Annotated in this window: 14 protein-coding genes; 12 read left to right on the top strand and 2 right to left on the bottom strand. The window is 49.1% G+C overall.

The window, feature by feature from the left end; genetic code table 11:
* Nucleotides 1-47 precede the first annotated feature (47 nt).
* The 7 genes from LFE_RS09310 (at nucleotide 48) to LFE_RS09280 (ending at nucleotide 6,744) form a co-directional block, all read left to right on the top strand.
* Nucleotides 48-848 (top strand): citryl-CoA lyase, encoded by an 801-nt coding sequence (locus LFE_RS09310; protein WP_014449967.1) that lies wholly within the window; start codon nucleotides 48-50, stop codon nucleotides 846-848.
* 148 nt (nucleotides 849-996) lie between these two features.
* Complete coding sequence (locus LFE_RS13205) at nucleotides 997-1,605, top strand: phosphate-starvation-inducible PsiE family protein (RefSeq protein ID WP_014449966.1); 609 nt, start codon at nucleotides 997-999, stop codon at nucleotides 1,603-1,605.
* Nucleotides 1,606-1,752: 147 nt separating this feature from the next.
* Nucleotides 1,753-2,439 carry a 4Fe-4S dicluster domain-containing protein gene (locus LFE_RS09300; protein ID WP_014449965.1) on the top strand — a complete coding sequence of 229 codons (687 nt, stop codon included), beginning with the start codon at nucleotides 1,753-1,755 and terminating at the stop codon, nucleotides 2,437-2,439.
* Nucleotides 2,436-4,058: an FAD-binding protein gene (locus tag LFE_RS09295; RefSeq protein ID WP_014449964.1), complete on the top strand. Its 1,623-nt coding sequence runs from the start codon at nucleotides 2,436-2,438 to the stop codon at nucleotides 4,056-4,058. The genes LFE_RS09300 and LFE_RS09295 overlap by 4 nt, the downstream gene beginning before the upstream one ends.
* A gap of 40 nt (nucleotides 4,059-4,098) precedes the next feature.
* Nucleotides 4,099-5,289 (top strand): ADP-forming succinate--CoA ligase subunit beta, encoded by a 1,191-nt coding sequence (gene sucC, locus LFE_RS09290; protein ID WP_014449963.1) that lies wholly within the window; start codon nucleotides 4,099-4,101, stop codon nucleotides 5,287-5,289.
* Complete coding sequence (gene sucD, locus LFE_RS09285) at nucleotides 5,286-6,176, top strand: succinate--CoA ligase subunit alpha (RefSeq protein ID WP_014449962.1); 891 nt, start codon at nucleotides 5,286-5,288, stop codon at nucleotides 6,174-6,176. The genes sucC and sucD overlap by 4 nt, the downstream gene beginning before the upstream one ends.
* A 109-nt stretch (nucleotides 6,177-6,285) precedes the next feature.
* The gene (locus tag LFE_RS09280; protein WP_014449961.1) at nucleotides 6,286-6,744 is read left to right on the top strand and encodes a peroxiredoxin; all 459 of its coding nucleotides are present in this window, start codon (nucleotides 6,286-6,288) and stop codon (nucleotides 6,742-6,744) included.
* Nucleotides 6,745-6,874: 130 nt separating this feature from the next.
* On the opposite strand, the gene LFE_RS09275 is transcribed toward LFE_RS09280, so the two are convergent.
* Both LFE_RS09275 and LFE_RS14740 read right to left on the bottom strand, forming a co-directional pair.
* Nucleotides 6,875-7,459 carry a hypothetical protein gene (locus LFE_RS09275; RefSeq protein WP_014449960.1) on the bottom strand — a complete coding sequence of 195 codons (585 nt, stop codon included), beginning with the start codon at nucleotides 7,457-7,459 and terminating at the stop codon, nucleotides 6,875-6,877.
* Nucleotides 7,429-7,674 (bottom strand): FmdB family zinc ribbon protein, encoded by a 246-nt coding sequence (locus tag LFE_RS14740; protein ID WP_081495409.1) that lies wholly within the window; start codon nucleotides 7,672-7,674, stop codon nucleotides 7,429-7,431. Before LFE_RS14740 ends, LFE_RS09275 begins: the two co-directional genes overlap by 31 nt.
* 512 nt (nucleotides 7,675-8,186) lie before the next feature.
* Between LFE_RS14740 and mraZ the strand changes: the two genes are divergently transcribed.
* The 5 genes from mraZ to LFE_RS09245 all read left to right on the top strand — a co-directional run bounded on the left by mraZ (nucleotide 8,187) and on the right by LFE_RS09245 (nucleotide 13,167).
* Complete coding sequence (mraZ, locus tag LFE_RS09265) at nucleotides 8,187-8,630, top strand: division/cell wall cluster transcriptional repressor MraZ (protein WP_014449959.1); 444 nt, start codon at nucleotides 8,187-8,189, stop codon at nucleotides 8,628-8,630.
* 13 nt (nucleotides 8,631-8,643) lie between these two features.
* Nucleotides 8,644-9,588: a 16S rRNA (cytosine(1402)-N(4))-methyltransferase RsmH gene (gene rsmH / locus LFE_RS09260; RefSeq protein ID WP_014449958.1), complete on the top strand. Its 945-nt coding sequence runs from the start codon at nucleotides 8,644-8,646 to the stop codon at nucleotides 9,586-9,588.
* 148 nt (nucleotides 9,589-9,736) lie between these two features.
* Nucleotides 9,737-9,862, top strand: coding sequence for a hypothetical protein (locus LFE_RS14550; protein ID WP_269763939.1), 126 nt, complete (start codon nucleotides 9,737-9,739; stop codon nucleotides 9,860-9,862).
* 66 nt (nucleotides 9,863-9,928) lie between these two features.
* Entirely contained in the window at nucleotides 9,929-11,656 is a 1,728-nt protein-coding gene (locus LFE_RS09250) for a peptidoglycan D,D-transpeptidase FtsI family protein (RefSeq protein ID WP_148272614.1), read from the top strand.
* Nucleotides 11,653-13,167: a UDP-N-acetylmuramoyl-L-alanyl-D-glutamate--2,6-diaminopimelate ligase gene (locus LFE_RS09245; RefSeq protein WP_014449955.1), complete on the top strand. Its 1,515-nt coding sequence runs from the start codon at nucleotides 11,653-11,655 to the stop codon at nucleotides 13,165-13,167. Before LFE_RS09250 ends, LFE_RS09245 begins: the two co-directional genes overlap by 4 nt.
* Nucleotides 13,168-13,183: the final 16 nt, after the last annotated feature.

Below are 13,183 nucleotides of genomic sequence, written 5' to 3'. Positions count from 1 at the left end.
GCTGATTAACCTTTTATTGTTTCATTTAACTCGGGAGTCTTCTAAAAATGAGTGAAAGAACTGAAGGGTCCTCAACAAAAAACTGGAGAACATCCGTTGCAGGACAAGTGGATGGAAAAACTGTAGTACGGGGGTATCCCCTAGATGATCTGATTGGAAATGTTTCTTTTGCAGAGGGGATTTATCTGGTTTTGAAAGGCGAACTTCCTTCGGAAAAAGAACGAAAAATGATGGAAGCAATGCTGGTTGCTTGTATTGACCATGGGATCGGTCCACCATCAGTGGTTTCGGCCCGAACGGTTTACTCCGGGGGGAATCCATTGAATGCAGCTGTTGCCGCCGGGGTTTTGACTTTGGGTGACCACCATGGCGGAGCGATTGAGCAATGTGCAAAAATCTATCAGGAACAATTGGGTGCTGATGTAACGGATGTGACAGCCCATGCACGCCAGGTTGTTGAAGACTTTTCCAAAAAGAAAAAACGTTTTCCGGGATACGGCCATAAGCTTTACAAGCGAGATCCCAGAACCCTCCGTATTCTTGACCTGGCTAAAGAATATGGGTTTTCCGGGCGTTACGTGGAGTTTGCTGTTGCCATCCAGGATGCCTTGGAAGCGCAGTCACAAAAACCGCTTCCCTTGAATGTCGATGGAATGATTGCAGCGGTTATTTCCGAAATGGGACTTTCCTGGAAGACAGGGAAAGGGATCTTTATCATCGGCAGGATTCCAGGACTTGTTGCCCATATCGTTGAAGAATGGAATAGGGAAAAGCCGTTCAGACGTCTTGAGGAAGGCTCCTATGAATATGATGGTCCAGGAGTGAGACCCGTTCCCAAGAAATCCTGATTTTGGGATAGGATTGATTTCTTGATGTCTCCTTTTTTCCAATGGTTTAAGATAGAGCTGACTCTCTTTAAGGGGTCAGCTCTTTTTCTTCCTTTCATGTTTCATGATCCTTCCCATTCATCACCCATCTTCTCTATAAGGAAGCTCAATGATTGAGGATAATGCGGATCTTCCAGGACAGGTAACTGTACCGATTCCCGATGCTGTTTCTTCCGCGCCAACAGGGGCAGGGGAAGATGAACCACCGTCTACCCATAATGTGGTTCCAGGATGGTATGTGAAGGGAATCAAGCTTGTTCTCCTGAGTCTTCTATTGATCCAGGTGGTTGCCATGATATGGGGAACGGTAGAAACGGCTCTTGCTGCCTTCCGCCAAGTTCCGAACGGTCTTTTGATGGTTTTGAAAAGCCTTGTGGTGAACTCCTTGTTAGTATTGGCCCTTCTGGAGGTTTCCCGAACGGTTATGGCCTATTTTATTCTTGGTCGTGTCAAAGTGACTTTTATTGTGGATACCGTTCTGGCACTCCTTTTATCTGAAGCTGTGGTGACATGGTTTTCGGGTGAGGGAATTGAGAGAATTCTTGAACTGATCGTTCTGATTCTCTCTCTGGCTGTGCTCCGGTTTGTTGCAATCCGCTATCAGCCTCCCCGCCAGGAGGGACCCGATTTCTCCGCTCATTCTCTTGCACTCCAGAAGCTCCTGGAAGTAGTTCGTCGAAAAGGGAACGGGAAAAAAAACTCCGGATCGACGCAATGAGACGATTTTTGTCGGTGCATGGGCGTTGATGATGACAGGGCTGATCTGTTAAAATCCCCACACGAATTAAAATAGAAGATCATTGGTTCATTCAGATTGCTTCTGGTGGTGTGTCTTGAGCGAGTAACCTCAAATAGGGGAGTTTCCATGTTCAAGTATGAGAAACCCGATAATGCGAAAATGATCAAGGTGGGTATCAATGGGAAAGACTGGAGTGTTCCAGAAGGTCTGACCATGATTCAGGCCATGTGGTACACCGGCCATGAAGTCATCCATGGAATCGGTTGTCTGGGTGGCGTTTGCGGAGCCTGTGCAGCCGTATATAGAATGCCCGGGGACTTCCATCTTCATAATGCGCTGGCTTGCCAGACTCTTGTCAAGGAAAATATGGCGTTTAGCCTGATTCCATCCTTCCCTTCCCAGCGCGCTGATTACAAGATCGAGGCCATTGCGGATACGAAGGAAGAACTTTTCAATCTTTATCCTGAATCGGCTACCTGCAGAAATTGTAATGCCTGTACAGAGGTCTGTCCGCAGGGAATTGATGTAAGGGATGCTGTATGGAGATCTGTTTTTGGGGATTTCAAGGGTGTGACGGAAGGGACAATGAGTTGCGTCATGTGCGGATTATGTGTTTCCCGTTGCATAGCCGAGATGGCTCCTCATGAAATTGCGCTATACGCAAGAAGAGCTTACGGAAGTCAGGAGCTGAAGTTCCCGGATAATCTTCTCCATCGAATGGAAGCTATCGAGTCCGGAGATTTTGATGCAGAATTATTCAGGCTTATCTCCCTTTCACCGGAAAAGTTAAAATCCGAATGTGAGGTGAAATGAGTCAGGATCAGAAATCGGCCCTCCCGTTGTACGATCGTCTTCCAACCTTTATCACGGATGAACCACCCTCACTCACTTCTGAACAGCGAAGGGAGCTTCTGGACCGCTATTATCCCGACTATCGCCCGGAGGGAAAAACAACCCTCAGGGTCGGTCCTAACAAAGGCAATGTCGTTCCAGAAGAAATCGCCAATATTCTGGAAACCCGAAGTCGACTGCTTCACCCTGATGTAGCTGAAAAACCTTCCGATCCGGATATTGAAGTGGATCTCCTGATCGTCGGAGGGGGGGGAGCAGGGATTGTTGCCGCTCTTTTTGCAAAAGAGACGGGTGCATCTGTTCTTCTCGCAACAAAACTCCGAATCGGAGATTCCAACACTGTAATGGCAGAAGGTGGCATTCAGGTTGCATTGGGTGATGATGACAGCCCAGCCCAGCATCTGAAGGATGCCTACAGGGGGGGACATTTTACTGGCGATCCTGAGCTTCTTTCTGTTTTGGTGAAAGAAGGCCCCGAAGTGATTTCATGGTTGGTCAAGAAGGGGGTCCTTTTTGATCGGGATGCTCATGGAAGTCTTGCTCTCAGAAAAGGCGGGGGAACAACGCGTCCGCGTTTGATCTCTGCAAAGGATTATACGGGCCTTGAGCTTGTCAGGGTTCTGAAAGAAGATCTTTTGAATTCGGGGATTCCGCTTTGGGAGTTCAGTCCCGCTGTTGAACTGCTGGAAGGTCCGGATGGTTCATGTGCAGGGGCGGTCCTCCTGGATGTTGACAGCGGAAAGCTGAAATGGGTGAAAGCCAAGTCTGTGCTCCTCGCGACGGGCGGAACCGGTCGTCTCCACATTGGTGGATTTGCTACTTCCAATCATTTTGGGGCAACAGGAGATGGTCTTGGAATGGCCTATAGAATGGGCTCACCTCTCTTGCATATGGAAAGTTTCCAGTATCATCCGACCGGAGTCATTTACCCTTCTGAAATGGCCGGGATGCTCATTACCGAAGCTGTTCGCGGTGCCGGAGCGAGACTTTACAATAAAGAAGGCAAAAGATTTGTCAATGAACTTGAGACAAGAGATATCGTGGCGTCCGCCATTATTCGCGAGTGTTCGGAGGGTCGGGGAGTCAGAACCCCAGCGGGGCACTTCGGCGTTTATCTCGATTTGTCGGAAATTGACAGGGAAATGGGGGAGGGGACTGTGGCCAGACGGTTCCCCAATATTCTGAAGTTGATGTCCAAGCACGATGTGGACTGCTCCACCCATCCGATCCTGGTGTACCCGACTCTCCACTACCAGAACGGTGGAATCTCTGGGGACAAGGAGGGGCGCAGTCCTGTCAAACATCTTTATGTGGCAGGAGAAACGGCAGGAGGTTTGCACGGTAAAAATCGTTTGATGGGCAACTCTCTCCTCGAAGTTTTGGTCTTTGGCCATCGTGTGGGGTTGGCTGCCGCCAAGGAAGGGATGACTCGTAAGCCTTTTTCATGGCAAGAGGTCGGTTTCGGTCACGTTAAACGATTTGAGTCAGCGCTTGATTCTGAGTTCCATGGAGTAGAGCGTCCCGAGGGGCCCTTGCTATTCCCGGATTATCGCCGGAAAGCATCAGGCGATAATGCTTGATGTTTTTAATCATTGACAATGCATCCGGAAGGAGCGTCGTTTGAATATTCATGAATACCAAGCCAAAGAACTTTTTGGCCAGTATCAGATCCCTGTCCCCAAAGGTGTGATGGTTGAATCAGTTGCTGAAGCAGAAAATATGATCAAGACCAACCCTCTTTTTCAGGGAGCCAGTGGTCAAGTTTTTGCTGTCAAGGCACAAATCCATGCAGGCGGTCGGGGTAAGGCTGGCGGAGTCAAGATCACAAAGGAATTCTCAAACATTCCCGAAATTGTCTCCGGTCTCCTCGGTAAGGTTCTTGTGACCCACCAAACTGGTCCGGAGGGTAGGCAGGTTGGCAAGGTCTGGATAGAGCAAGGCTCCCGGATCGATAAAGAGTTTTACCTTGGTATGGTTGTTGACCGAAATCTCCGAAGAGTGACCCTGATTGCGAGCACTGAAGGGGGGATGGAAATCGAGGAAGTGGCCCAAAAACATCCCGAGCGGATTTTCCATCTTTCTGTAGACCCTTGTGAAGGGTACTCTCCTCATATCGGGCGACGCTTGTTTTATTTTCTGGGACTTCCTGCGGAGACACAGACTGCTTTTGTCAAGCTGGTGGGGGATCTTGTCCGATTCTTCCATGAGAAGGATGCAAGTATGGTTGAAATCAACCCACTTGTTCTGACAGCGGAAAAAACGCTGATCGCTTTGGATGCGAAGGTCGGATTTGATGACAATGCCATCTATCGCCAGCCTGTCACAAAGGTGTTGAGAGATCTCGCCGAAGAAAATCCCCTCGAGATCGAGGCCTCAAAATATAATCTCAATTATGTCAAGCTTGATGGAAATATTGCCTGCATGGTGAATGGTGCAGGTCTTGCGATGGCGACAATGGATGTCATTGCCTTGGCCGGAGGATCTCCTGCGAACTTCCTGGATGTTGGAGGAGGCGCGAGCAAGGATACTGTTGAGCAGGCATTCAGGCTGATCTTGAGCGATCCTCACGTCAAGGGGATTTTTGTCAATATTTTTGGTGGAATTGTGAGGTGCGAACGAATCGCTGGCGGTATTATTGCAGCAGCTCAGGATGTCAAAATCAATGTTCCCCTGGTTGTTCGACTTCAGGGTACAAACGCTTCTGAAGGCCGAGAGATGTTGCGTACGTCCGGGCTTGCCATTGAAGTTGCCGAAGAATTGTTTGAAGGTGCCGAAAAAATTGTCCTTGCGGTGAAGAAGGGGGGGAAATGAGCATTCTTGTCGACCGCTCCACAAAGGTTATTGTTCAGGGTATTACCGGAAAAGAAGGCTCTTATCATGCAGGAGCATGCAGGGACTATGGCACTCATATTATCGGAGGTGTTACCCCGGGAAAAGGCGGGACAACCCATGAGGGTTTCCCCGTTTGGAACTCTGTGCATGAAGCGGTCGAGGCAGAGTCTCCGGATGTCTCCCTGATTTTTGTGCCCCCTGCATTTGCTGCTGATGCCGTTCTGGAGTCGATCGCCGCAGAGATTCCTTTGATTGTTTGCATTACTGAAGGTATCCCTGTTCTGGATATGGTCCGTGTCCGACGCGTTCTGGATACGAAGAACGCTGAAGGATCAGTCATTCGCCTGATTGGCCCCAATTGTCCCGGGATCATTACACCCGATGGTGCAAAAATAGGCATTATGCCCGGCTATATCCACAAGCGGGGAAAAGTTGGTGTTGTTTCGAGAAGTGGGACTCTGACTTATGAGGCTGTATGGCAGCTGACTCAGCTTGGTCTTGGTGAGTCGACTTGTGTCGGGATCGGAGGAGATCCGGTAAGGGGCTTGAATTTCATCGATGTTCTGGCGTTGTTCGAAAATGATCCGGAAACGGAAGCCATTGTCATGATCGGAGAAATTGGCGGAGAAGATGAAGAAAAGGCCGCAGCCTTCGCAAAATGCCATATGAAAAAACCTGTTGTCGGCTTCATAGCTGGTCAGACAGCTCCTCCTGGAAGGCGTATGGGACATGCAGGGGCCATTGTTTCTGGCGGGCAGGGAACAGCGAAAGACAAGATGAAGACGCTTGAAGGGATGGGTGTTACTGTTGTTCAAAATCCTTCAATGATTGGTCAGACAGTTCTTGAGGTCCTGAAACGGTCCTGAGAAGGGGTCGGCCCTCCGATCGCTTGGAGGGTGGCATAAGAGGGCCCGGAGTTGTTCTCCAGGCCTGGAGTTGAGATGAATACCACTTTCAATCTGGAGGAGTTTACGCATGGCAGCTGAAATAAAAGTTGGAGATATCGCACCTGATTTTACCCTTGAAGATCAAGACAAAAACAAGGTTACCCTCTCTTCTTTCAAAGGAAAAAAGAATGTCGTACTGGCCTTCTACCCATTGGATTGGAGCCCCGTTTGCACAAATGAGAATGCCTGTTTTTCAAATGATCTTCCGAGGTTCTCCGATGCAAACGCAGAGATTTTTGGTATCAGCACCGACAGCACCTGGTGCCATAAGGCATGGAAAGATGCCCTTAAACTCAAGCATAACCTCCTGTCTGACATCAAGAGAGAGGTTTCTCGCAATTATGGACTCTTGATTGAAGAAGCCAACATCAACAAGCGCGCGACTGTGATCGTCGATAAGTCAGGTGTGGTTCGTTATGTTAAGGTTCAGGAAATTCTGACAGCTCGTGACGATCAGGATATCCTGAAGGCATTGGCTACTTTATAAGGTATTTCTTTTTTGGATTGGGGAGGGGGTGAGCAACTGCTCATCCCCTCTTTTTGATTTTTGATCAGCGCGAGTCGGTCAGAAGAAGGCCGGAATGTTTCCAAGGCTGGAATTTTGTTTGGTTGTGGTTTTATTTTTGGGATGGGGATTGCGGTAAATCGAGAATGATCTCATCGTTGGAAGCCGTTTGTGGGTATGAGTAGACCAGATGAAGGGTCATATGGGCGAGCCCTGTGAGTGTTCCCCTGTATAGATAGAGCATGGGAATGAATTTCTGGTTTTCGGCCGGAACAACGGCATCCTTGTGGGCCATCACCCGGTCCACCCAGGACTCCTTCCAGATGACAGGATAAATATCCGCATATTTTTTATCTGAATGATGCAATACAAAGTCAGAAGTGTCCGAGCCTCTCAGTCGATAATTCCTCTTGTCATCGGTGGTGAGATCCAAAATGCTGTGTCTCAGGTGGACCCTCAGTGTCCTGGATCCTTTATCAAGGACACCAAGTGGTACGAGAATGAATGTGATGCCATTTTTGGAAATCATCTGGACATTTTGTGGCTCAATCTGAATAGGCGATTCTGTGCTGAGGTGACATCCTGATAAAAGAAGCAGCCCCCACGCAAAAGACGTGAAAGCCTTCCGAATGGAAAAGTTTGAAGTTGTCGCTCCCATCCCCTTGCTCACCCGCAGCAGGAACCACCGCCGCAGCAAGAACCTCCCCCTGATGGTGGCGGTGAACTCATGCCACCGGAATCCATTCCGGACATCTGGGATCCTGCGACTGAACTGCTGAAACTTGACGGTATTTTTTTAAGATGGTGGCTTTGGCAATGGATACAGGCTGTTTCCCCTTCCTGGACCCTGATGGACTGAAGCAATGAAAATGTGTGATGGCATTCGTCGCACCGATATTCATAAATAGGCATTGTAAGGCTCCCCCGGAAATTTCATTCAAACAGAAAGACAATTGTTTTTCTGTAATCAATCTATCAGAAGGAAGGAGAGATCATCAAGGAGAGGGTGAAAATTGCTGACGCTTTCCTTTTCCCTGTGCGCCTGCGAGTGGCGGGTCCTTGTCCTTTTTGATGGGTTCTGGAGGTGTTTTGGGGAAGTGTAGGGGAATCGTTGCGGATAATCTGGCGGGAGGATGTCGGACCCTTTTCTCTCGCAATTGGCTCGGGATTGTTCCCGGGGGATATTTTGAAAGATCCGTGTGACAGGAAGATCAATATTATGTCTTCGGACTGTCATCTTTCTTTTAAATGGCTCCTCAATTTCAATGGAAAGCCATTCAGGTCCTTTTTTCCGTCTGATGAAAAATTGAGCGAGGTACGATGGAAAAAATTTTTTATCGAATTTTATCTGTGGGGAGAGCCTTGTTGACATCTTTTTTTTGAGATCTATAATGGGGTCAAGTGGTGGAAAGTGGGGGATTGTGGTGAGTCTTTTTCGTGGTCGATATCAGCATGCATTGGATGACAAGGGTCGTGTTGCGATCCCTGGCCGTTATCGGGATGTTCTCGATGAAACAGGCGGGGATTCGACTCTGATTGTGACCGCAGAGCCTGATGAATGCCTTTCCGTTTATCCGTTGGCGGTATGGACCGAGCTTGAAAAAAAGATCATGAATCTTCCCCAGATGAACCCTGATCTGAAGACATACCTTCGTTTCGTTGTCGGATTTGCCACCGAATGTGTTCCTGATCGTCAGGGGAGGATTCTTCTTCCTGCACCCTTAAGAGAGTTTGCCCATCTTGAGCGGGATATCTGGTTTGTCGGAGTCCTTGATAAATTTGAGATATGGAATGGGGATCGCCTGATGGAAGTGACAGGAAAAGACAGAATCCGAAGCGTTTCTCAATCCCTGACAGGATTATTTTAGAGGGGAAGTCTTCTTGAGGGCAGAAGAGATGGATGAGGGTTTATTCGGGGAGCAGGGTGAAGAGGGGGAAGTGGGCGACTCCCATATACCGGTCATGCTGTTTCCGGCGATCGATGCTCTCTTGGTCACCCCGGGGGAATGGTATGTCGATGGCACTTTTGGCCATGGAGGACATTCCGGAGAAATTCTGGCGAGGGGTGGCAATGTTCTCGCATTTGACGTGGATCCAGCAGCTGTTTCAAGAGGAAAGAGCACCTACGAAAAAGAGTATCCCGGCAGGTTTTTGATTGTGTCCGAAAATCATAGAAGGGTGGCGGAGATTGCGAATAGCCATCATATCCGGCCAAGGGGAATCCTGATCGACTCAGGATGGGCAAGTTCCCAGATGACGGATGAAAGCTTGGGTATGTCTTTTTCAAGCGATACTCCTCTCGACATGCGAATGGATCCCACGCTTGATTCGAGTGCACTCGATCTTCTGGAAACACTCGGTCAGGATGAGCTAGTTCAGATCTTTTCTGATCTGGGAGAAGAGCCAATGGCCTGGCTGATTGCCCGGAACATGGTAGAGGCCAGAAGTCGCGGTCATTTGCCCAGAACAGGAAAAGAGCTGGCAGCTTTTGTGTCAGCGGTTTATTACCGTAAGGGTTTTCGGAGAAGTCGTAAACACCCTGCAACAAGGGTTTTTATGGCCCTTCGTATAGCTGTCAACCGGGAGATCGAGTCCCTGACCCTTGGGATAACCGAGGGGAGAAAAGTTCTGCCGGTCGGTGGAAGGATTGTGGTGATTTCGTTTCATTCAAGAGAGGACAGGGTGGTGAAGCATCTGTTCCGGGATTGGAAACAGTCAGGCTGTGGGCAGATCCTTTTTCAGAGGGGGGTTGTTCCGGATCAGGCAGAGATCCTTGCTAATCCCAGAGCCAGGAGTGCCAGAATGAGGGCCTTTTCCATTGATTGAGATACTCCGTCCAGTCCTCTCTCTACGATGGGCTTTATGGTTTTTTTTATTTGCCCTTGCTGTTTTTCTGTTCAGTATGAGTATTTCCATTTTTAGCGTGCACACTGATCATGATGTGATTCGACTCCGGTCCGAGATCGGAAGTCTTATGAGGCAGGAAAAGCTTCTTGAAATCCAGAAGGCGGATCTGATGACCGAAAGCCGAGTTATGTCCTACGCCCGGAGCCATCATCTTGTTCTTGCCAATCCTGCTTCTGTTATTTACTTGCATTAATGTTTTAAACAATCAAATGGTATCTGGAACCACCTTTCTGACAGGATGGGTTCCAAAGGGGGCTGGATGAAGAGCAGGACAAGGGTCATAATGGTATTTGTCCTGTTCGGTTTTCTGGGAGTCGCTCTTCGTTTGGTGTTTGTCCAGGCGGTCGGCCGCGGGAACTATGCCCAGCTTTCCCTGAAGGAACATCAGCGTATTCTCCTTGTCCATGGAGAACGAGGTGTCGTTCTGGATCGAAACGGTGATGTACTGGCCTCCAACCGGTCCTTGCCTGGCCTTGTTTGTGACCCAACTGTCATTAAAAAACATTCTTCGGTTCTGAAAGTTGCCCAGAAGATTTCTTCACCTCTCGGTATTCCAGTCTCCCGCCTCGTCTCAATGTTGAATAAAAAAAGCCGTTTTGTGTGGATACGCCATGACCTCTTTCCCCAGACAGCCTCGGAGATAAGGGATCTGCATATTCCTGGGCTTTATATCATGAACGAAGAGAGGCGTTTTTACCCGGGAGGGGAAGCGTTCCATACCCTGATCGGGACGACCGGAACGGATAATTCCGGACTTTCAGGAATTGAAAGGAAGTTTGACAGGGAGCTTTCGGGCCATACGGGAGGACGCATCATTGAGGTTTCGGCGCGTGGACGTTCTTATTTTTTCAGGGATCTTGTTCCCCCTGAAAAACTGTCCGGAAATGTCATCCGGCTGACAATAGATGGTGAACTGCAAAAATATGCCCAGTTGTCACTTGATGAAGAAGTGGACAAGGTACAGGCGGAAGGAGGAGTTGTTCTCGTTATGAATCCTAAAACGGGAGCTGTCCTTGCAATGGCCTCCAATAACAAGGGAATGGCAGGCCAGATCAATCCTGCCGTTTCAATGGTCTATGAACCAGGGTCCATTTTTAAGCTTGTGACCGCTTCAGCCGCTTTAAACGAGAAGGCCGTCTCTCTGGGAGAGCAGTTTGATGGACATGATGGGGTCTTTTACATTCCCGGAGGCGTCCTTCACGACGATGAGCCCCAGAAAAGCCTCAACCTGGCGGGCATTCTGGCAAAATCCAGCAACATCGGGATTTCCCAGGTTGGTCTTAGGCTTGGTCCCCCCCGATTTTACCATTATATCCGTCTGTTTGGATTTGGAGCCAGGACAGGGATCCCTTACCCGGGAGAGTCTTCCGGAATCCTTCACCCCCTTTCCCGATGGTCACATCGCTCCATTTACAGCATATCCATGGGGCAAGAGATTGGTGTAACACCTATTCAGCTTGTGACAGCGGTCAGCGCCATAGCAAATGGCGGGAAGCTTATGGAACCATTCCTTGTGAGCTCGATCACATCTCCAGATGGAGAAACCATCTGGAAGGGAAAGCCACACTTGGTTCGAGACGTTATTTCCAGAAAAACATCAAGAACCCTCCTCGGGTTGATGGAAAATGTGGTATCACCGGGTGGAACAGGAGCGAATGCCTCCATCAGCGGCTATGATGTGGCTGGAAAAACCGGAACAGCCCAGGTTTATGATCCCCTGAAGAGGGCTTATACCCGAAGGAGAACGATAGACTCCTTTGTCGGCGTTCTTCCTGTGCAGGATCCTTCCCTGGTGATCCTTGCCATTATTGTCAAGCCAAAATCCCTTTCATGGGGAGGGACAGTGGCCGCTCCACTTTTCAGGAAAGTCGCTCAAATGGCTCTGGTTCACTTCGGTATTCCTTCCCCGCCACCCTCCGCTTCTCCAGCAGAGTCCTATCCGGTTCGAATCATAGCTGAGGCCAAAAAGATCAAGGAGGGAGATTGAAAGAGCATCCTGTTCGCAAAGACCGGCAATGGATCAAAAGTGTTCTGCCCGATCCGGCTTGGGGAATGTTTCCGGACAATATAGGGGGGCTATCAGATGATTCCCGATCAGCTTGTGAGGGGGATCTTTTTTTTCTGAGGCATGGAAAAAATGGGGTTAACTGGGCGTTCCTAGAGGATGCGATAAAAGCAGGAGTCCGACTCGTCGTAACGGATTCATCCATTCGTTCCAACTGGTTGACCGAAGCAATTTTCCATTCCGTGCCGGTTGTCTTTGTCGATGATCTCCTCAATACCATGGGACGGGTTGCCTCATCCTTCTGGGGGAATCCTTCGGAAAAGATGAAGGTTGTGGCTGTGACTGGCACCAATGGTAAGACAACTTCCAGTTTTTTGACCCGTTCTGTAATGGTTCAGTCTGGTATCCCCACGGGGTTGATTGGCACTGTTGTTTTTGATATTGGCGATGAAGTTGTTGAAGCCACCCAGACGACTCCGGGAATTCTGGATCTGCACCGATTGTTGGGGGAGGCTTGGTTGAAAGGGCTACGTGGCATGTCCATGGAGGTCTCATCCCATGCTCTTGATCAGGGACGGGTTTCAGGACTTTCTTTTTCGGTGGTGCATTTTACCAACCTGACTCGAGATCATCTGGATTATCATCCTGACATGGAGTCCTACTATCAAGCCAAAAAACGTCTTTTCTCCAGACAAAATCCGGATGGAAGCCATCCGATATGTGTTGTCAATGGCGATGACTCCTGGGGGAAAAGGCTCATCTCCGAACTTGTTTTGGAAAAACGGACCCCTATCATTATTGGCGAAAGTCAAGATGCGGATATCTCTCCCAAAAATGTTTCCATAGGTATCGATGGAATCAGGGGGGTGATCCGCACCCCCAAAGGTGATCTTCATATCGAATCTCCAATGACCGGCCACTATAACCTGATGAATATCATGGGCGTGATTGGGTGCTCTATTGCGCTCGAAATTCCTCTTGATCTGATCTCCAGGGGGATCTCTGCCCAACATGGAGTTCCTGGCCGGTTTGAGGTCATCCGGTCGGATCGGAATATATCGGTGATTGTCGATTATGCCCATACCGATGATGCCCTGGAGAATTTGCTTGGCGCCGTTCGTCCATTATGCAAGGGAAAAGTGATTACTGTTTTTGGATGCGGCGGGGATCGGGACAGGGGGAAGAGACCCCGGATGGGTGAAAAAGCCGGAAGATTGTCAGATATGGTTATGCTGACTTCAGATAATCCGAGAACGGAGGATCCCGAGCGGATCCTTGACGAGATTGAACCGGCTCTCAAGGGGACAGGAACCCCGTATGAGCGTATTGCCGACAGGAAAAGAGCGATATTCCGGGCTATTTCCATTGCCAGACCCGGAGATAGTGTTGTCATTGCCGGTAAGGGCCACGAAAACTATCAGATTCTTGGAAAAATAAAACATCACTTCGATGATCGGGAGGTTGCAAGAGAAGCTCTGGGGATCGATCTGTGAGTCGCCGGATAGTGGA

Source organism: Leptospirillum ferrooxidans C2-3 (assembly GCF_000284315.1).
Lineage (GTDB): Bacteria > Nitrospirota > Leptospirillia > Leptospirillales > Leptospirillaceae > Leptospirillum > Leptospirillum ferrooxidans.
Note: the sequence above shows the minus strand (reverse complement) of the source record. Positions and strands in the feature narration are given on the sequence as shown.

What these genes read in the sequence shown, in the direction of transcription:
- LFE_RS09280 (WP_014449961.1), top strand. Translation starts at nt 6,286, where the DNA reads ATGGCAGCTGAAATAAAAGTTGGAGATATCGCACCTGATTTTACCCTT.
- sucD (WP_014449962.1), top strand. Translation starts at nt 5,286, where the DNA reads ATGAGCATTCTTGTCGACCGCTCCACAAAGGTTATTGTTCAGGGTATT.
- LFE_RS14550 (WP_269763939.1), top strand. Translation starts at nt 9,737, where the DNA reads ATGAGGCAGGAAAAGCTTCTTGAAATCCAGAAGGCGGATCTGATGACC.
- LFE_RS09250 (WP_148272614.1), top strand. Translation starts at nt 9,929, where the DNA reads ATGAAGAGCAGGACAAGGGTCATAATGGTATTTGTCCTGTTCGGTTTT.
- LFE_RS09310 (WP_014449967.1), top strand. Translation starts at nt 48, where the DNA reads ATGAGTGAAAGAACTGAAGGGTCCTCAACAAAAAACTGGAGAACATCC.
- LFE_RS13205 (WP_014449966.1), top strand. Translation starts at nt 997, where the DNA reads ATGATTGAGGATAATGCGGATCTTCCAGGACAGGTAACTGTACCGATT.
- LFE_RS14740 (WP_081495409.1), bottom strand. Translation starts at nt 7,674, where the DNA reads ATGCCTATTTATGAATATCGGTGCGACGAATGCCATCACACATTTTCA.
- LFE_RS09300 (WP_014449965.1), top strand. Translation starts at nt 1,753, where the DNA reads ATGTTCAAGTATGAGAAACCCGATAATGCGAAAATGATCAAGGTGGGT.
- LFE_RS09295 (WP_014449964.1), top strand. Translation starts at nt 2,436, where the DNA reads ATGAGTCAGGATCAGAAATCGGCCCTCCCGTTGTACGATCGTCTTCCA.